The sequence below is a fragment of the Bacteroides sp. FSHCM14E1 genome, from assembly GCF_019633785.1.
Taxonomy (GTDB): Bacteria; Bacteroidota; Bacteroidia; order Bacteroidales; family Bacteroidaceae; genus Bacteroides; species Bacteroides hominis.
In genome coordinates this window covers 20,306-38,417 of record NZ_JADKYL010000004.1, presented here as the reverse complement: position 1 = coordinate 38,417, position 18,112 = coordinate 20,306, and the positions used below count along the sequence as shown (strand labels likewise).

Below are 18,112 nucleotides of genomic sequence, written 5' to 3'. Positions count from 1 at the left end.
AAAGCTTATAAAAAAGAACGGGGTCATTGGTTCAAAACCAAGGCCCCGTTTCTTTTAAACCAAAGCTGTCTACCTTTTCACCCCAAAAGAGCTTTAGTTGAAAAGGTAGAAGCGATTTCCTTATTTCGTTAAAGCGGCAATCAACTCGTCGGAAGTGACCAGCTGCTGTTCACCGCTTTCCATATTTTTCAGCATAGCTTTTCCCTCATTCATTTCATTTTCACCTACGATGGCTACGAAAGGAATATTCTTAACATTCGCATAACTCATCTGTTTCTTCATCTTCGCAGCATCCGGAAAGATTTCGGCGCGAATACCGGCTGCACGGGCCTTAGCCAGAATACCCATAGAGAAAGCAGCTTCTTTCTCGCCGAAGTTAATAAACAGAAGTTGAGTTCCGTTGACAGCCTCCTTCGGATACAGTTCCAACTGATTAAGCACATCGAAAATACGGTCGGCACCAAACGAAATACCTACGCCCGATACTCCTGCCATACCGAATACACCAGTCAGGTTATCGTAACGACCTCCACCGGTGATACTGCCAATCTGCACATCAAGCGCCTTCACCTCAAAAATAGCACCTGTATAGTAATTCAATCCACGTGCCAATGTCAAGTCAAGCTCTATTTCGTTTTTCAGTCCCATCGTTTGAAGGGTATTCAAAATAAACTCACTCTCTTCCACTCCCTTCAAACCTGTTTCGCTACCGGAAAGTACAGTCTTCAGTGTAGCCAACTTCTCAGCATTAGTTCCACTCAGAAGAATGATAGGTTGCAGTTTGGCAATAGCCTCATCACTAATCCCTTTCTCAGCCAATTCTTTATTCACATTTTCCAAACCGATTTTATCCAGTTTGTCGATAGCTACAGTTATATCCACAATCTTATCCGCCTCTCCGATGATCTCGGCAATACCGGTCAGTATCTTGCGATTATTGATTTTTATGCAGACACGGATACCGAAACGGGTAAACACTGTATCTACTATCTGCATCAATTCTACCTCGTTCAGCAGTGAATCACTACCGACCACATCGGCATCACATTGGTAAAATTCACGATAACGTCCTTTCTGCGGACGGTCAGCACGCCAGACTGGTTGAATCTGATAACGCTTGAAGGGAAAAGTTATTTCATCACGGTGCATTACCACGTAACGGGCAAAGGGTACGGTAAGGTCATAACGCAACCCTTTTTCACAAAATTTACTGGCCAGTTTAGCGGCGTTACGGCTTAATAGCTCTTCGTCTGTAATACCCGAAAAGTAATCACCTGAATTCTGTATCTTAAAAAGTAATTTATCACCCTCTTCACCGTATTTTCCCATCAGGGTAGAAAGCATCTCCATCGAAGGAGTCTCAATCTGCTGGAAACCATACAGATGATATACGTCACGAATTGTATTGAATATGTAGTTACGTTTCGCCATCTCTACGGGCGAAAAATCACGGGTTCCCTTTGGTATACCTGGTTTTGCTGCCATTGTTTTAACTGTTTTATTGAATTGAGTTGCAAAGTTAGATGAAATAATTGATTATTAAAACAGAAACCACAGACTTTCTGTGAATCTGTAAGCAAATGTATCCGGTGTCCGGTTCCGTTAAGACTGTTCATTTTCGGACAATACTTTTTAATGCCATTCTGCTCAATAAGAGATATTTATTAATTTGGTATACCATTTGCTTTCTGAAAGACAAAGAAATCACATTATCTAACAGGAATCATATGAAAACAGTTTTTTTGATCATTACAATGTTATGCCTTGGACTATCGGGAATGGCACAAAACAACAAAAAAAAAGAATTTGAGAGAAAGTACAGCGCACTCACTCAGGAAGTAGCAAACGCCCGCAAACAGAAAGATTACAAAAAGGCCGAGAAATTAAATTGGGAGAAACTGAAGTTGTATCAAGGATTGCCTCAACAACTTCAGGAAAATGCAAAAAATATAACAGGACTGGTTTATTACGACCTTGCTTGCTATCAGGCACTTCAGGGAAAGAAAAAGGCAGCCCTGAAAAACTTTGAGAAGGCTTTCAACTCCGGATGGAATGATTACAACCATGCTAAAGGTGACAGTGACATCGACAATTTACGTAAAGAGAAGAAGTATCTGGAAGTAATGGCTAAAATGCGTCTGGACAGTGACTATCTGTATATTCTGCAACAAGCCGAAGGATACAACAGAACTGAAACAAAACCGATATGTTATAATGAATCAGTAACTGACACTCTACCCCGCTTCACCTACATGAATCCTAACGACAGTAATCTGGTACAGTTACGGAAACATTTCAACCTGGATAGTATCGCCGGAAGCGGAGACGAAATCTCCAAAATCAAAAACCTTCTCTACTGGGTTCACAACATAGTTCCACATGATGGCAATTCACGTAATCCGGAAGAGCGGAACACAATAGCCATGGTAGAACTTTGCAAAAAGGAGAACCGGGGCGTAAACTGCCGGATGATGGCACAAATGCTGAACGAGTGCTATCTGGCTATGGGATTCAAATCCCGTTTCATCACCTGTATGCCCAAAGTGATGATCAATGATTGCCACGTCATCAATGCGGTCTACTCCAACACCCTCAACAAATGGTTATGGATGGACCCGACATTCAACGCTTATGTAACAGATGAAAAAGGAAACCTTCTGGGCATTGGTGAAGTGCGCGAACGCCTCCGCAACAATCAACCCGTTGTACTAAACGAAGACGCAAACTGGAATAATAAAAATAAGCAGACCAAAGAGTATTATCTGGATTACTATATGGCCAAGAACCTGTATTACGTAACTTGCCCTCTGCAAAGCGAATATAACGCAGAAACAAACTATCCGGGCAAAAAGTGGTCGATGTATATCTCGTTAGTTCCGGAAGGATACAGTACCAATGGAAAGCCCGGTGCCACCGTCTACGACTCACATAATGACTCTTACTTCTGGCAATCGCCTTATCAAGAATAAACCTAAAAGACCAAACGATATTATCCCCAAGCGTCATAGACAACATCAACTCTAAAACGCCATTTATAGAATCTATGATGTTTGGGGCAATCTTTAAACGACTTACTTTACATGATATGTAAAAACAACCGGATTATCTCCCTCCTTTATCCGATCCAGTAAGCAGCGCATTTTTTCATTAATACCTTCTTCAGCAGACAATCTCTTCTGCTCGCATAGTACTTCAGATGAATAAATAAAAAAAATCCGACTTTGTTTCCCATCTACCGGCATATAATTGGGTAAAGGTAACTGATAATCCGTATTGATAATTACCTGATAATTGTTCACTGTACCGGTAGCTTTTGAAAGCAGACACACGCCCGGTTGATTGGTTCTAAACAACAAACAGGAAGGAGTATCACATAAATCAGTCATAGTATATATATATTTCCCTTGATAACAGAACTGATTCAAATCGTTACATTGGAACTGACGCTGCTTATCACTTTCCGGAAAAGCCTTGCTTTTCCAATCTACCATATAAAGTGGTTCAATCGATTCTCCCGTTATTCGATATATATAATTATCAAACTTACGGGTAAATAACACTGAAGCAGTATTCGTAATTTGGTAATTACCAAAAGAACAAAACGGTGCTGTTTCGTATAAAGGTTCTAATAAAGAAGTTTGTTTACCCGTTTCCTTATTAATCACTATCAGAGAATAATCTGATACCACTCCATTAGCATAAGTATCATTCCGCAAATAGATAAATCCTTTATCCACGGCAAAAGATTGATACATATCGTCTAATGGATAAGAAGACAGGTATGTACCCTCCAAATCATAGTAAAGAATTTGCGAAGGATAGGTTAAAAGCAACAATTTATTTTCTGCTTCATCAATAGCGATATCGAACAGGTCAACATACTCTCCCTTCCCATTCCCCACATCATGTATCGTGAATAAATGTTTCCCGGAAAGAGTATAACAAAGCACCTGCTTCATCCGCTTATCCAGAATAAAATATCGTCCGTCAGATTCATAGACTCTATCAATGTTATTTATTAAAGCTTCTTCATTTGTTTCGGGCATAAAAAGAGATAAGCTATCTAAGAAAACCGTATCAGCTATCATAGGAGAACCGTCTTTAAAAGAAACTAACTGCACCCGAGAATCTGTTGCAACTTGCCTACAGGCCCCCAACAATAAAGAAATACAAAATATAAAAAGGGCTGTTCTAATTTTCATACTTTTCAATCTACCGGAACCCAACTTTCGGTTATACCTGATGTACAGTTTATCACTCCAAGTCCAAAACAAGATGTTTCTGTTACCACGCGATATGCAAAAACGTTTTGTCCTCTCAGGGTTATAAGATAAGGACCATATTGATTGGTATTAATACTTTTTTTTACAAACATTATTCTTATTTCTTCAAAGATATATAAAAAAAGCACCATCAGCACTTAAAACATAAAAAATACTTTCCCATACACAAAAAGCTCGATAGATTCCTCTACCGAGCCTTTCTTTTTATTCCGTATGGGAAGGAGAGATTAATCCCGGCGTCCCATAAATATCATAATGTAATAAATCAGCGTAGCCAACGAGCCCAACGCAGCAACAACATAAGTGTATGCAGCCGAACGGAGAGCGTCTTCCGCTTTGGCATGATTATACGAGTTAGTAATTCCCGATGCACTGAGCCATACCAATGCACGTTTGCTCGCATCAATCTCTACCGGAAGTGTGATAAAGCTGAATAAGGTGGTCAAAGCAAACAGGATAATGCCGGCAAGCAATAACTGCGGGAACGAATTCAGTAACAAAATGCCGGCAAGCAATAACCACGTCATCCACTGTGAAGCGAAAGAAACCACCGGCACCAGCTTACTGCGGAGCATCAACGGCGCATAAGCCCGTGCATGCTGAACAGCGTGTCCGCATTCGTGAGCAGCCACGGCAGCAGCCATGATGCTATTACTTTCATAAACTCCTTCACTCAGGTTCACTGTCTTATTGGCAGGATTATAATGATCGGTCAACTGTCCGGGAGTGTGAGTCACCTGAACATCGTAAATACCGTTGTCATGCAACATTTTAATAGCTACGTCGCGTCCTGTCATTCCGTTTCCTGTGGGTATCTTGGAGTATTTCTTGAACTTGTTTTGCAGGTTCATCTGCACCAGCCAGCTAACGAGAGCGATGCCAATAAAAATAATCCATTGAATTCCTATTACCATATTCTTTCTTAATTAAATTGTTATGATAGCTAATATACAAATAGCTTGCCAAAAATAAACAAAAGCGACGGAGAGGAGATTTCCCACACATCGCTTTTATGAAGAATTAGCTAAAAATTAGTCAATTGTAAGTTCCACCACGTAATCTACATCCGTCGGAACTTTAGCGAGTTCCAGTACAATTCCTTCTTTATTCTTTGTGAAGCGTACCGGCGTTTTGTCAGCAAAGACCACTGCCTTTTTCACTTTCTTATCAACGATAGGCAAGAATAAAGCCTTGTCCTGCAAATTAAGAATATGCACATAGAGTTTATTGCCTTTCTGAGTCGTTACTCCCCAATCGTGAGGAGCTACCAGACCACCTCTCGTTCCATAAATGGTTTCACCATACTTTGACATCCAGTCTCCCACCTCTTTCAAACGCTGAACAGCCACTTCCGGAAGTTCTCCATCGGGCTGCGGACCTATATTCATCAACAGATTGGCGTCCTTACCGGCAGCCTTCACCAGATAATGAATCAAAGTTTTAGCTGATTTATAGTTCTGGTCTGTAATCTTATATCCCCACATGCCATTCATCGTCTCACATGTTTCAAGAGGCAGATGGCTGACACTCTGTCCGGAAAGTCCTGCGGTATTCTCTCCCGGAAGGTCACGTTCGAATATCTGAATATCCTCCCCTGCAAAAGGTACCTGATGATGATTATTACCAACCAGACAAGACGGCTGCAAACGATGGATCAATGCGTATTGTTCCGGAAGTTCCCAGTCGAAATCGGGATTGATATCCTGATCCCACCAACCATCGAACCAAATGGCGCCGATCGGACCATAATTGGTCAACAACTCTGTCAACTGATTATTCATAAACTGATAATAGCTCTTCCAGTCCCCTTTCGGATCGGGACGTCCGGTTCCGCGTCCGGTTCTTCCCAGAGGAGCGTCCTCACGATACCAGTCTATATGTGAATAGTAGAAATGCAGTTTGATGCCATGTTTGGCACATGCATCAGCCAGTTCCTTTACCACATCACGTTTAAAAGGAGTGGCTTTTACAATATTATAATCGGAATACTTGGTATCGAACATCGAGAAACCTTCATGGTGACGGGTAGTGAAACAGATATACTTGGCACCGGAGGCTTTGATAGCCGCCACCCATTTATCTGCATCAAATTTAGAGGGATAGAATCCTCCGGCCAGTTTGGCATACTCTTTATAATTCAGATTATGGTTCGTCATCGTCCACTCGCCGGTAGCAAGCATGGCATAGAGTCCCCAGTGAAGGAAGATTCCGAACTTATTGTCCTGAAATTCACTCCGGGCTTTCAGGTTAGCCTCTGTCGGTTGGTAATTTTGTTGCGCTGTCAGGGAAGCAGTCATTCCCAATAACAAGAGAAAAGTAATAAAATGCTTCTTCATAAGTATTATAATAAAGGCCTCACCTCGCCCCTCTCTACTTTAGAGAGGGAAGAAGAAAGGCCTCGTTTTGAATTAATTCTTCTATAAAAGTCTACTTCTTCCTCCTTTTAAAAAAGAAGGATACAGATGAGGCTTCTTATTCTTCAGTATATCTTTCAATAGTCTGCTCGCGGTCGGGACCTACAGAAACAATTTTGATTTGTACGCCCAGCTGTTCTTCAAGGAAGGAGAGATAAGCATTGAACTCTTCAGGAAATTCATCTTCGCTCTGCATCTTTGTCATGTCTGTCTGCCATCCCGGAAGTTCCACGTAGATTGGTTCCACTTCGTCGGTAATGTCATAAGGGAAGTAATCGATCTCTTCACCATTCATCTTATAGGCCACACAAGCTTTGATCGTCTCGAAAGTATCGAGTACGTCACTCTTCATCATAATCAGTTTGGTGACACCATTGATCATGATTGAATATTTCAGTGCAACAAGATCCACCCATCCGCAACGACGTTTACGTCCCGTCACCGAGCCAAATTCGTGACCAAGCGTACAGATCTGATCGCCAGTTTTATCGAACAACTCTGTGGGGAACGGACCCGAACCTACACGTGTACAATAAGCTTTAAAAATACCATATACATCGCCGATCTTATTCGGAGCAACGCCCAAACCGGTGCATGCACCTGCACATACGGTATTCGAAGAAGTCACGAACGGATACGAACCAAAGTCAATATCCAGCATAGTTCCCTGAGCACCTTCACAAAGCACGGATTTTCCGGCATCGAGCAAACCGTTTATTTCATGTTCGCTGTCTACCAACTGGAACTGTTTCAGGTATTCGATACCTTCAAACCAGGCTTTTTCAAGTTCAGTCAGGTCGTATTCATAATTCAGACCTTTCAGGATTTGTTCGTGGCGAGCCTTTGCTGCAGCATATTTTTGTTCGAAGTTATGCAGGATATCCCCCACACGGACACCGTTACGGCTTACTTTATCCGTATAAGTCGGACCGATACCTTTTCCGGTAGTTCCTACCTTAGCATCACCTTTGGCAGCTTCATAGGCAGCATCCAGTATACGGTGCGTAGGCAAAATGAGGTGCGCTTTCTTCGAAATATGCAGTCTCTCCTTCAAGTTGTGTCCCGATGCTTCCAGCGCTTCTGCTTCCGCTTTGAACAAAGCCGGATCGAGCACTACACCGTTACCGATGATATTTACTTTATCTCCCTGGAAAATACCCGAAGGGATAGAGCGAAGCACGTACTTCTGTCCTTCGAACTCAAGTGTATGACCGGCATTCGGTCCACCCTGGAAACGTGCAACTACATCATATCTCGGAGTTAAGACGTCGACTACTTTTCCTTTACCTTCGTCGCCCCATTGCAATCCTAATAGAACATCTACTTTCATTTTTCTTTTTTATTGTTATTATTTACTCTTTTTCTCTTGTTGGCCCTGTCGCATTTGCTACATATACCGTATATATATAAGGAATAATGCGAAAGTTGAAACTTACTTAGTTTGGTATTTTCAATCGCGTTCTGTAAAGCTTCATTCTGAAACTCTGTGACCCTACCGCACTGCGTACATATCTGGTGATGGTGTGTCTCGCGATTATATGATTTTTCGTATTGGGAGGAAGTGCCGAACTGGTGTTTTATCACCAGACGTGCATTGATAAGTAAGATGATGGTATTATACAGTGTAGCCCTACTCACCCGGAAATTTTCCTGGTTCATCATCTGCGAATAAAGCATATCGATATCGAAATGCCCGTCAATGGAGTATATGGTATCCAGTATCGCATAACGTTCAGGAGTCTTGCGATGTCCATTCGCATTTAGATATTCGGTGAATATCTGCCGTACCGTATCTTTCACATTTTGAGTTTCCATATCGGCGCTATTTTAGCGCCAACAAAGTTAATTGTTTTTTGCGGAAAGCAAAAATATATCTGTAAATTTGCACCCAATCACTAAAAAAATGTTTTATGACAAGAGTCCCCTTCACGCAAAATTATCGCTGGCACTTGCCTCTATTACTTCTTGTGTTCTGCTGTTCTTTCTTTATAAACAATGGCGCAATCTTTGCAGACATCATGGAATCAAGAAACATTGTCACTGCACGCGAAATGGTATACGACCATAACTGGCTGGTGCCTACCATGAACGGAGAGCTGCGACTGGAGAAGCCTCCACTTCCCACATGGATTGCTGCCGTGGTAGAAGTGATTTCGCCGGATAATCTTCCCTTGCAACGAGCCATGGCCGGACTTGCGGCCGTCATGTTAGTACTCTTTTTCTATAAGTTTGCTACGAAACTGACCGGTAACCGAACCTATGCCCTGGTATCTTCCCTGATCTTGTGCACCTCTTATAATATCATTCTGATGGGACGTACAGCTACCTGGGACATTTATTGCCACGCATTCATGATGGGAGCTATTTATTATCTTTATCTTGCTTTGCGGCAAACTGCCTGCAAGTGGCCTCTTTTCATTGCCGCAGGCGTTTTTATGGGATTATCTTTCCTTGGCAAAGGGCCCGTATCTTTCTATGCCCTGCTTCTCCCGTTCATTTGTGCCTACCTCTTATTCTATCGCAGGGAAACAAGAATGAAAGGGAAATGGACCGCACTCTTCACCATGATCTTTATTTGCATCGTGCTCAGCACATGGTGGTATGCCTACACATACATCTGCCACCAGGAGATGGCATCCTATGTATTCCACAAAGAGTCTTCTTCCTGGAGTAACCACAACGTACGTTCCTGGTATTATTACTGGCAGTTTTTCCTGGAAACAGGAGTATGGTCGCTGCTGACACTGACAGCACTGATAGTACCCTTCTGGAAAAAGCGGGTCGAAGCATCCAAAGAGTACATGTTCTGCCTGAGCTGGATGTTACTGATCCTTTTCTTCCTGTCGTTGCTCCCGGAAAAGAAGACACGCTATCTGCTTCCTATCTTATTGCCGGCCGCACTGACCATGGGATACTTATTTGTATATTGGATTCAACAGGCTAAACAGAAAATGCCGCACCTGAAAGACAGAGTGATTTACCGGATAAATGCTTATTTGATTGTAGTGGCTACATTGGCCCTTCCCGTTGCTCTCTACCTCTTCATGTACCGGGAAGGACGGATAGGTACAGGGATGTTCATATGGTTGGCTGTATTATTCCTGACAGTAGCAGTTTGGCTATTCAGCTCTGCGCTCAAGCTCCGGCCTTTCTCTTTCCTGATGGGAGTCGTAGCGCTATTTGCTGTTGCCGAGTTGTTTGTAATGCCTTATATCGGAAGTTTTGTGAGTAACTCAGATCCCAAAAGCATCAGCGCTACCCAAGAAAACCCGGAGCTAAAAGCTCTGCCATTCTATCACAGCAAAGACGAAGTGCTACGCATCGAGTTGGTATACGAAGCACATAAGAAGATCGGAGACATGGATTTAACCAATAAAGAAGAGATTACAAAAGCCCTGCCGTTTGTTCTGATCTCACAGAAACCGGCGGAACAACTGATTCCGGATTCCATCCGAAAGAATTTAAGTCTTCGCTTTATCGACTGTTATGACAACAATCGCTGGGCAAAAGGGCACAAAAGATATGATAGCGTATTTATCAGCAATGTGACAATAGTCGACGAACGATAAAGACGGACGATGAAAAGGTGTCGAGACTTCACCGCAGAGGGCACAGAGTGACACTGAGTGAGTTTTAAGTCATTGATTATCGATGTTGATAATCCGTGAAAACCTGCGTAATCTGTGGTGAAGTTTCGACACAACCTTATCGTTAATCGCTAATTTCCTCTCTCACCATCGTATACAGCATCTGTTCCGCTTCTTTATCAGAGTTGGCCATGCCTTCTACCAGGCGACATACCTGGAAAGCATGTTCTTCACTATGCTGCATATACTTACGGATAGCAAGCATTGCCGCATTACGGACATGATAACTTCCCGATTGTACGGCACAAATCGCCTGATCGAGCAATTCACCCGCAGGGCGTTCGGCCATATCTCCCTTTTTCATCAACAGACGGGCTATGGTAAGGAAGCCACAAACTTGTGTATATTCCGCCTCATCCGCAATCCACTGGAAAGTTTTCGCCGGGGCATAAGGCAGGTTTTGAAACAGATTCATACACGTAAGTTCTGCTATCTCAATATTGCGGATATCCTCTACCCAGATATCAGCTATCTCGGGAAAGAAGGTATCTATCGGCTGCAATAAACCTGCCAGAATCTTACACTCGCGGATATTCTCTTTCCACAAGGCTTGTGCCAAGTCATGGTTCTTCTCATAAGCAGCGGCGATGCTCTTGATACGGGGCAACTCAACACCAAAGTTCAGTTTATAGTCCAGCCCCTTCTCACGCATGCTTTGTGACACAACTCCGTTCATAGAGAGACGGAGCTGTGTTTTAATATCTTTCAATTGTTCTTTTACATCCATGGGTTAATCGTTTACAGAAGGCAGTGGCGAATAGTCCCTGCTATAACGCAGCATCTGCTCGGCATAGCCTTCATCATAGGTTACTTTTACATCAATTATATTTCCTTTCTCGTCGGTTACCGCATCGTATCTTGGATTCACGAATCCTTTATAAGGCGCCAGGTTCAGTTTCTTATAGCGGGCCAATACTTCGGAGTGAAGTTCGGGGTCTACTTTTACGGCATAGGTTTCTACCAGCGAACGGGCTGCTGCAAAGTCTCCGGTCGACTTGATGCGCTGTATCTCGGCCAGCAATTCGCCAAAGAGATGGCGAAGTTTCTGATAGTCGTTCACCACGACGTAAGTCTTACCGTCTTTCTGCACCATCTCCACCACCTTATCGGCCTTACCCTTCTCAAACACCCAACGGGCAATGAGCTGGCGGTTGCGCATGTGAGCCTCTTCAACACTGTTGCCCGGCTCGATACGCACCAACTGGGTCATCAGGCCATTCATCAGATAGGTATAGTATTCGGCCTTGTAAGCCTCTTCAGCCGGCACCAAGCCCAATTCCAGCAATTTAGGATCGGCTACATAGTAAAGTCCGAACAGATCGGCACGTGCCTCCTCTATTGTAGAGCCATAGGCTTTCAAGGCATCCGGATCAACTCCCGGAAGTAATTTTCCGGAACCGTGACCCAGGCATTCGTGCAAGTCGGTATGCAATTCTCCTGTCAGATCACCATATTTATCGATCAGTTGCTTTTCTGTATCACTGTACACAAACTCTTCGTTGAATCCGTTTCCATGAGCCGCTTTGTTATAAGCGTCGGTGATATTCCCGATAGTGACCGACTTGGAGCCATGATGGCTGCGAATCCAGTTAGAGTTAGGCAAGTTGATTCCGATGGCCGTCGCCGGATATAAGTCTCCGCCAAGAATGGCAGCAGTAATCACTTTGGCAGTCACCCCTTTCACCTTTTCTTTCTTAAATTGCTTGTCCACTGGGGAATGATCTTCGAACCATTGGGCATTGCCGCTTATCAGTTCAGTACGGCGCGTAGCCTCCAGGTCTTTAAAGTTCACGATGGACTCCCAGCTGGCCTTCATCCCGAGCGGATCACCGTATGTTTCAGTAAATCCGTTCGTAAAGTCAATGCGTGAATTCAGATCTTTCACCCAAAGGATGGCATATTCGTCAAACGTCTTCAGGTCACCGGTCTCGTAGTATTCAATCAGCTTGCCGATGGCAGCCTTCTGAGCTTCGTCTTCTGCCACCCCTTCAGCTTTCTTCAGCCAATACACAATCTTTTCGATGGCCTGTGTATAAAGCCCTCCTACTTTCCATACCTTCTCGACGATCTTTCCGTTCTCTTTAACCAGACGGCTGTTCAGTCCGTAAGAGACAGGGGTTTCATCTTTGGGGTCCTTCATCGCATTATAGAAATCCTCAGCTTCCTGCTGGGTGACCCCGTCATAGTAATTGCTGGCCGAAGTCAGCACCAAGTCTTCGCCGTCCGCCTGATTCACTCGCTTAGGCATCACCTTCGGATCAAAAATAACGGGTGACAGCTCCTCATACAGTTGTTCTACCGTCTGTCCTTGAGCCAACGGCAGCCCGGAAGCATCTACACTGAGCAATGCTTGTTTCAGAAACTCCGGCGTAAAGCCCGGAACAAATTTCTCCGAACCATAATGGTGGTGAATACCGTTTGAGAACCATACGCGTTTCAGATAGGTGGTCAGATTCACGAAGTCCGGGCTGTTTCTGTCACCGGCATAATCCGTATAGATCGTCTCAAGCGCCCGACGGATGGTAAGATTGTACTTTCCGTTCTGATCAAACAGAATATCTCTTCCTTCCAACGCAGCCTGAGTCAGATAATAAACCAACTCTTTCTGTTTGAGAGTTAAATTCTCAAATCCGGGTACGCGATAGCGTAATATCTGTAAATCTGCAAATTGTTCCACTGTATATTTAAAATTATCTGCCGCAGCAGGGTTTGTTTTTTCGGCTCTGCCGCAAGCAGTCAGTAAGATTGCGGCCGCAGCCATTGAAATAAAATGTTTCTTCATACCTTTAGACGTTGAGGTTATAAAACATAAAAAGGAAATACCTCAAAGCCGTACCCTGAGATAATTCCTTTTTATTCCGTTTCAAGAAATGCAATTATTTCTTTTTTTCTGCGTGTTTTTTACGATATCCGTTGGGTGTTTCACCTACGTTTTTATAAAATGCAGCGTAAAAAGACTGACGGTTAGCGAAACCAACCATCGCACTGATTTCCTCTACATTCTTGTCGGCATATCTTTTATCCGTCAACAAGTGCAAAGCATCTTTTACTCTGTACTCGTTCAGCAGGCAAGAATAGTTCATACCAAAGCGAGAATTAACTACAGCCGAAAGATAACGGGTATTGGTTTTCAGTTCCTTCGCCAAATCTTTAGCCGAATAGTCAGGGTCTCTGTACTTCTTCTGTACAACAATGATGTTCAGAATCTTGTCATACAACTCATCTGCCAACTCTGGTCTGATTAAAGACCGGTAAGCAGCTTTCTTTTCTTTCTTCTCCCTTAAATTGTAAGGGCGTTTTTTAGGAGTTTCTTCCTGGGTTTTGTTTTCTAAATCACTCATTGAATTAACTGGTTAGGGTTTGTTTTTAAATATCACTATTAATTTGTAACTTTAGATGTCACAAATTTCATACATTATTTTGATATACACAACTTTTTCGTATATATTTTTGATATAAAAACAATCAAAATCGTCGAAAAGTGGGTAAAAAGGGGCGTTAATAAGAATATTTAACTTTTAATAACCCGGAAATAAAGCGTACCTTTGCCCGAAAGATGAATGAAAAATATCAAATGATACAAACCCTCAAAACTTATTTCGGTTATGACAGCTTCCGTCCCCTGCAGGAAGAGATCATCCGAAACCTGATGAGTAAGAGAGACGCGCTGGTTCTGATGCCCACGGGGGGAGGCAAATCAATCTGTTATCAGCTTCCGGCCTTGCTGATGGAAGGCACTGCAATTGTTATTTCACCTCTTATTTCACTGATGAAGGATCAGGTAGAATCTCTCTGTGCCAACGGAATACCTGCAGGTGCACTGAACAGCAGCAACGACGAATCCGAAAATGCCAACTTACGCAGGGCCTGTATCTCAGGCAAGCTCAAGCTGCTCTACATATCACCGGAGAAACTGCTCTCCGAAGCCGACTATCTGCTGAGGGATATGACCATCTCACTGTTTGCGGTAGACGAAGCCCACTGTATTTCGCAATGGGGACACGATTTCCGCCCGGAATATGCCCGGATGGGATTCTTACGTACTCAATTCCCCAACATCCCCATGATTGCCCTGACTGCCACGGCAGATAAAATCACAAGGGAAGACATTATCCGCCAACTACAACTGAAGCAGCCGGAGATATTTATTTCATCATTCGACCGCCCTAACCTGAGCCTGTCTGTAAAAAGAGGCTACCAACCCAAGGAGAAGAGCAAAGCCATCGTAGACTTCATTGTCCGCCACCGGGGTGAAAGCGGAATCATTTACTGCATGAGCCGCAGTAAAACTGAAACAGTGGCACAGATGTTGCAAAAGCATGGCATCCGTTGTGGCGTTTACCATGCCGGACTGTCTGCCCGCCAACGGGACGAAGCACAAGACGACTTCATCAACGACCGGATCGAAGTGGTATGTGCCACCATCGCTTTTGGGATGGGCATTGACAAGTCGAATGTCAGGTGGGTGATACATTATAACCTGCCGAAAAGCATCGAAAGTTTTTACCAGGAAATCGGCCGTGCGGGGCGTGACGGTATGCCCAGCGATACGATTTTATTCTATTCATTGGGCGACCTGATTTTGCTGACAAAGTTTGCAACAGAAAGCAACCAGCAGAATATCAATCTGGAAAAATTAAACCGGATGCAACAATATGCCGAAGCCAACATCTGCCGGCGACGTATCTTATTGAGCTATTTCGGCGAAACGGCTACTGAAGATTGCGGCAACTGCGATGTATGCCGTAATCCGCCCGAGCGCTTCGACGGAACTGTCATCGTTCAAAAAGCCTTAAGCGCCATAGCCCGTACCAACCAACAGGCAGGCATAACTCTCCTGATAGATATCCTGAGAGGGAACCCTACTGCTGAAATCACCGAAAAAGCTTATACGGAGCTGAAAACGTTTGGAGCCGGAAGAGAAATCCCGGCGCGCGACTGGCAGGACTATTTGCTGCAAATGCTGCAAATGGGATACTTTGAGATAGCCTACAACGAAAACAATCACCTGAAAATAACAAAGAGCGGAAGTGACGTCCTTTTTGGCCGTGAGAGGGCAATGCTGGTTGTCATCCGGAGAGAAGAGCCTGCTACCGCCAGAAAGAGAAGAAAGACCGTAAACGTCCATGCACAGGCATGGGACGGAGAAAGCAGAAGCAAGGAAGAAGACCTCTTCGAGGCCTTGCGTGCGTTGCGCAAGCAACTGGCCGACCAGGAAGCACTCCCGGCATACATCGTGTTATCGGACAAAGTGCTGCACCTGCTCTGCCTGTCGCGTCCCACAACCGTCGAAGCATTCGGCAACATCAATGGGATTGGCGAATATAAAAAGAAAAAATACGGAAAAGAATTTGTCGCGCTGATCCGCCAGTTTGTATGACCGGAAGAGAAACCGCAACCGGATTTTGTCAAGAGCAGTTTTACGTTTTATTAACCGGGCAGACCACCGGCCGATAACAATAGGAGATATTTTCATAACACATATTGTAATGCACCGGAACAAAGCTTCATTCGGGTCGGAAGACGGTGTCTGTCCGAGTCGGAGCAACCGTCTGTTTGGGCCGAAAAGCCGGGCTTTCATCATCCGAAAGCCCGGCTTCCCCCCATATACACCGGCTTCCCGTGCCGATGAACAGAAAAAGCATAAAAAAAGGGAAAAGCTTTCAACTTCTCCCTTCTACCGTATTTTAATCTGAATATAGTTTATGATTACGCTTACAAAGATACGATAATCAACAGCAAAAGTCAAGCTTCCGGACTATTATTTTCCGAAATTATTTGCATTGTTGCATCTGTTCGTGAACATCGGCAGGGGGCACTCCCAGCGAAATAGCTTTCTCGAAATCGGCCTTCGCCTGCGACTTCTTTTTCTGGTCCAGATAGATATCCCCCCTCAGCAAATAGGCATCGACGGAGTTAGGCGCCAGGCGGATGGCTTCGTCCAAATCCACCAGTGCCAGATCTTCATGTTTCATATCCCGCTCTACATCGGCACGGGCCACATACAAAACGGCATCTTCGGGAAATTCCACCAGCAATTGGTTCAGGAGATCGAGCGATTCACGAAATTTGCCCTCTTTCTGTTCCAAAGTTGCCAAGCCGAGGCGTCCGTTATAATTCTTCGGATCAATTTCCAGCAAACGCTGGTAGTCCAGACGAGCCCCTTTATAATCCCGCCGCAACATATAAATATACGCCCGCATCAGCAAGGCTTCCGTATTCTTCTTGTCCACATCCATCACCTGACAATAATCCACATAAGCCTTGTCCTGCATACCCTGCTCCAGATAGATGGCGGCACGGTTCAGCAAAATGGGCACGGCGAGCGGCGCAATGTTGAGTGCATAAGTATACGACTCGACAGCATCATTATAACGTCCCAGCTTGCGTTGCACCAAGCCGAGATTAGAAAACAACAGAGCATTATGGGGGTTCTTCGGTTCCAGTCTCAATGCCTGCTTCAAAAGATCCTCGGCTTGCGCCAGACTGTCTTTTCCAACACACTCGACGGCCTTCTCAGAAAGTTCCTGATAGGTCTGAGCGGAAAGGGATATGGAAAAGATGGAGAAAAGAAGGAGAAAGAGATACTTCCTCCCTATCCCCTCTTCCAAAAGAAAGGGAACAATGATAGTTTTTCGATTCATAAATAATCTATTAAAAACGAACCGGTAATGGGGAGTATACGCTGAACATACAGTTTCTTTCTCCACAGATCGGTCAGAGGCCGATCCCCGGTTCATATATATTAAAATGTCAGACAAGCGCGAGTGTGCTTTTTAATCCAGAGGATAAGCGTCAAACGCAAATAACTCGGTAGAGAGATAACGCTCGCCGGTGTCGGGCAATAAAGCCACGATCCTCTTTCCTTTAAACTCCGGACGTTCGGCCAGCTTGCGGGCTGCATAAACAACGGCTCCGGAAGAAATCCCCGCCAACAGTCCTTCCGTAGAAGCCAATTCACGCCCGCCACGGATCGCCTCATCGTCAGGCACAGGCATGATTTCGTCTACAACCGAAGCATCGTAAATACCGGGAACAAAATTCGCCCCAATCCCTTGTATACGGTGGGGAGCGGCCTTCCCGCCTTCAAGTACGGGAGACGACGCCGGTTCCACAGCTACTATATATACATCCGGATTATGCTTTTTCAGTGCACGGGCCACCCCGCAAACGGTTCCGCCCGTTCCCACTCCCGCTACAAACACAGCCACCTGGCCGTCAGTGTCCTGCCAGATCTCTTCGCCGGTGAAGCGTGTGTGCACCTCCGCATTCGAAGGATTCTCAAACTGTTGCAGAATGACCGAACCGGGGATCGAGTCTTTCAGTTCCTCAGCTTTGGTTATGGAACCGGCCATTCCTGCCAACCCGTCAGTCAATACAATTTGTGCTCCCAGTGCTTTCAACAGATTGCGACGTTCCAGACTCATCGTTTCGGGCATGGTCAATATCAACTGATACCCTTTAATGGTAGCCACCATGGCCAGTCCCACACCGGTATTTCCGCTGGTCGGCTCGATGATCGTGGCACCGGGCTTCAGAACTCCTCTCTTCTCGGCATCCTCAATCATCGAAAGTGCCACCCGGTCCTTTACGCTTCCGGCAGGGTTAAATGACTCCAGTTTAGCGATAATATTCTCTTGCAGGCCGTATTTACGACTATAACCGGACAACTCCATCAACGGAGTATGGCCTATCAGTTCGGTAAGTTTCTTTGCGATTTTTGCCATATAGCTCTCTGTTTTACCACAGTTAATGCGCAAAGATAAAG

Annotated in this window: 14 protein-coding genes; 3 read left to right on the top strand and 11 right to left on the bottom strand. The window is 44.5% G+C overall.

Going from position 1 to position 18,112, the window contains the following annotated elements:
- Positions 1 to 120: 120 nt before the first annotated feature.
- Positions 121 to 1,485 (bottom strand): histidine--tRNA ligase, encoded by a 1,365-nt coding sequence (hisS, locus tag ISX59_RS07940; RefSeq protein ID WP_220575796.1) that lies wholly within the window; start codon positions 1,483 to 1,485, stop codon positions 121 to 123.
- A 95-nt stretch (positions 1,486 to 1,580) separates the two neighbouring features.
- Here hisS and ISX59_RS07935 point away from each other — a divergent pair, with 95 nt between their 5' ends.
- The gene (locus ISX59_RS07935) at positions 1,581 to 2,969 is read left to right on the top strand and encodes a transglutaminase domain-containing protein (RefSeq protein WP_220575795.1); all 1,389 of its coding nucleotides are present in this window, start codon (positions 1,581 to 1,583) and stop codon (positions 2,967 to 2,969) included.
- 102 nt (positions 2,970 to 3,071) lie between these two features.
- Here ISX59_RS07935 and ISX59_RS07930 read toward each other — a convergent pair whose 3' ends face one another.
- The 5 genes from ISX59_RS07930 to ISX59_RS07910 form a co-directional block, all read right to left on the bottom strand.
- A complete protein-coding gene (locus ISX59_RS07930; protein WP_220575838.1) occupies positions 3,072 to 4,202 on the bottom strand; it encodes a 6-bladed beta-propeller in 1,131 nt (376 codons plus the stop codon).
- 308 nt (positions 4,203 to 4,510) lie between these two features.
- A complete protein-coding gene (locus ISX59_RS07925; protein ID WP_220575794.1) occupies positions 4,511 to 5,197 on the bottom strand; it encodes a zinc metallopeptidase in 687 nt (228 codons plus the stop codon).
- A 117-nt stretch (positions 5,198 to 5,314) separates the two neighbouring features.
- Positions 5,315 to 6,619 carry an alpha-L-fucosidase gene (locus tag ISX59_RS07920; RefSeq protein ID WP_220575793.1) on the bottom strand — a complete coding sequence of 435 codons (1,305 nt, stop codon included), beginning with the start codon at positions 6,617 to 6,619 and terminating at the stop codon, positions 5,315 to 5,317.
- A gap of 136 nt (positions 6,620 to 6,755) precedes the next feature.
- Positions 6,756 to 8,027 (bottom strand): adenylosuccinate synthase, encoded by a 1,272-nt coding sequence (locus ISX59_RS07915; protein ID WP_005780843.1) that lies wholly within the window; start codon positions 8,025 to 8,027, stop codon positions 6,756 to 6,758.
- On the bottom strand, positions 8,024 to 8,512 hold the full coding sequence (locus ISX59_RS07910) for a Fur family transcriptional regulator (protein WP_005780845.1): 489 nt from the start codon (positions 8,510 to 8,512) through the stop codon (positions 8,024 to 8,026). The genes ISX59_RS07915 and ISX59_RS07910 overlap by 4 nt, the downstream gene beginning before the upstream one ends.
- A gap of 95 nt (positions 8,513 to 8,607) precedes the next feature.
- Here ISX59_RS07910 and ISX59_RS07905 point away from each other — a divergent pair, with 95 nt between their 5' ends.
- Positions 8,608 to 10,266, top strand: a complete 1,659-nt coding sequence (locus ISX59_RS07905) for a glycosyltransferase family 39 protein (protein ID WP_032535609.1) — start codon at positions 8,608 to 8,610, stop codon at positions 10,264 to 10,266.
- A 142-nt stretch (positions 10,267 to 10,408) separates the two neighbouring features.
- On the opposite strand, the gene ISX59_RS07900 is transcribed toward ISX59_RS07905, so the two are convergent.
- The 3 genes from ISX59_RS07900 to ISX59_RS07890 all read right to left on the bottom strand — a co-directional run bounded on the left by ISX59_RS07900 (position 10,409) and on the right by ISX59_RS07890 (position 13,685).
- Complete coding sequence (locus ISX59_RS07900) at positions 10,409 to 11,071, bottom strand: DNA alkylation repair protein (protein ID WP_005780849.1); 663 nt, start codon at positions 11,069 to 11,071, stop codon at positions 10,409 to 10,411.
- Between the two features lie 3 nt (positions 11,072 to 11,074).
- Positions 11,075 to 13,126 (bottom strand): dihydrofolate reductase, encoded by a 2,052-nt coding sequence (locus tag ISX59_RS07895; RefSeq protein ID WP_165017808.1) that lies wholly within the window; start codon positions 13,124 to 13,126, stop codon positions 11,075 to 11,077.
- 94 nt (positions 13,127 to 13,220) lie between these two features.
- On the bottom strand, positions 13,221 to 13,685 hold the full coding sequence (locus ISX59_RS07890; RefSeq protein ID WP_005780854.1) for an AraC family transcriptional regulator: 465 nt from the start codon (positions 13,683 to 13,685) through the stop codon (positions 13,221 to 13,223).
- A 233-nt stretch (positions 13,686 to 13,918) separates the two neighbouring features.
- On the opposite strand from ISX59_RS07890, the gene recQ reads away from it, so the two are divergent.
- On the top strand, positions 13,919 to 15,724 hold the full coding sequence (gene recQ, locus ISX59_RS07885) for a DNA helicase RecQ (RefSeq protein WP_220575792.1): 1,806 nt from the start codon (positions 13,919 to 13,921) through the stop codon (positions 15,722 to 15,724).
- 394 nt (positions 15,725 to 16,118) lie between these two features.
- Here recQ and ISX59_RS07880 read toward each other — a convergent pair whose 3' ends face one another.
- Together ISX59_RS07880 and cysK are read right to left on the bottom strand one after the other, a co-directional pair.
- Positions 16,119 to 16,988, bottom strand: coding sequence for a lipopolysaccharide assembly protein LapB (locus ISX59_RS07880; RefSeq protein WP_044300679.1), 870 nt, complete (start codon positions 16,986 to 16,988; stop codon positions 16,119 to 16,121).
- Between the two features lie 132 nt (positions 16,989 to 17,120).
- Entirely contained in the window at positions 17,121 to 18,071 is a 951-nt protein-coding gene (gene cysK / locus ISX59_RS07875; protein WP_122143650.1) for a cysteine synthase A, read from the bottom strand.
- Between the last annotated feature and the right edge of the window lie 41 nt (positions 18,072 to 18,112).

Excerpts from the sequence above, each read along its gene's own strand:
- hisS (WP_220575796.1), bottom strand. The coding sequence starts at position 1,485 with ATGGCAGCAAAACCAGGTATACCAAAGGGAACCCGTGATTTTTCGCCC.
- ISX59_RS07935 (WP_220575795.1), top strand. The coding sequence starts at position 1,581 with ATGTATCCGGTGTCCGGTTCCGTTAAGACTGTTCATTTTCGGACAATA.
- ISX59_RS07930 (WP_220575838.1), bottom strand. The coding sequence starts at position 4,202 with ATGAAAATTAGAACAGCCCTTTTTATATTTTGTATTTCTTTATTGTTG.
- ISX59_RS07925 (WP_220575794.1), bottom strand. The coding sequence starts at position 5,197 with ATGGTAATAGGAATTCAATGGATTATTTTTATTGGCATCGCTCTCGTT.
- ISX59_RS07920 (WP_220575793.1), bottom strand. The coding sequence starts at position 6,619 with ATGAAGAAGCATTTTATTACTTTTCTCTTGTTATTGGGAATGACTGCT.
- ISX59_RS07915 (WP_005780843.1), bottom strand. The coding sequence starts at position 8,027 with ATGAAAGTAGATGTTCTATTAGGATTGCAATGGGGCGACGAAGGTAAA.
- ISX59_RS07910 (WP_005780845.1), bottom strand. The coding sequence starts at position 8,512 with ATGGAAACTCAAAATGTGAAAGATACGGTACGGCAGATATTCACCGAA.
- ISX59_RS07905 (WP_032535609.1), top strand. The coding sequence starts at position 8,608 with ATGACAAGAGTCCCCTTCACGCAAAATTATCGCTGGCACTTGCCTCTA.
- ISX59_RS07900 (WP_005780849.1), bottom strand. The coding sequence starts at position 11,071 with ATGGATGTAAAAGAACAATTGAAAGATATTAAAACACAGCTCCGTCTC.
- ISX59_RS07895 (WP_165017808.1), bottom strand. The coding sequence starts at position 13,126 with ATGAAGAAACATTTTATTTCAATGGCTGCGGCCGCAATCTTACTGACT.
- ISX59_RS07890 (WP_005780854.1), bottom strand. The coding sequence starts at position 13,685 with ATGAGTGATTTAGAAAACAAAACCCAGGAAGAAACTCCTAAAAAACGC.
- recQ (WP_220575792.1), top strand. The coding sequence starts at position 13,919 with ATGATACAAACCCTCAAAACTTATTTCGGTTATGACAGCTTCCGTCCC.
- ISX59_RS07880 (WP_044300679.1), bottom strand. The coding sequence starts at position 16,988 with ATGAATCGAAAAACTATCATTGTTCCCTTTCTTTTGGAAGAGGGGATA.
- cysK (WP_122143650.1), bottom strand. The coding sequence starts at position 18,071 with ATGGCAAAAATCGCAAAGAAACTTACCGAACTGATAGGCCATACTCCG.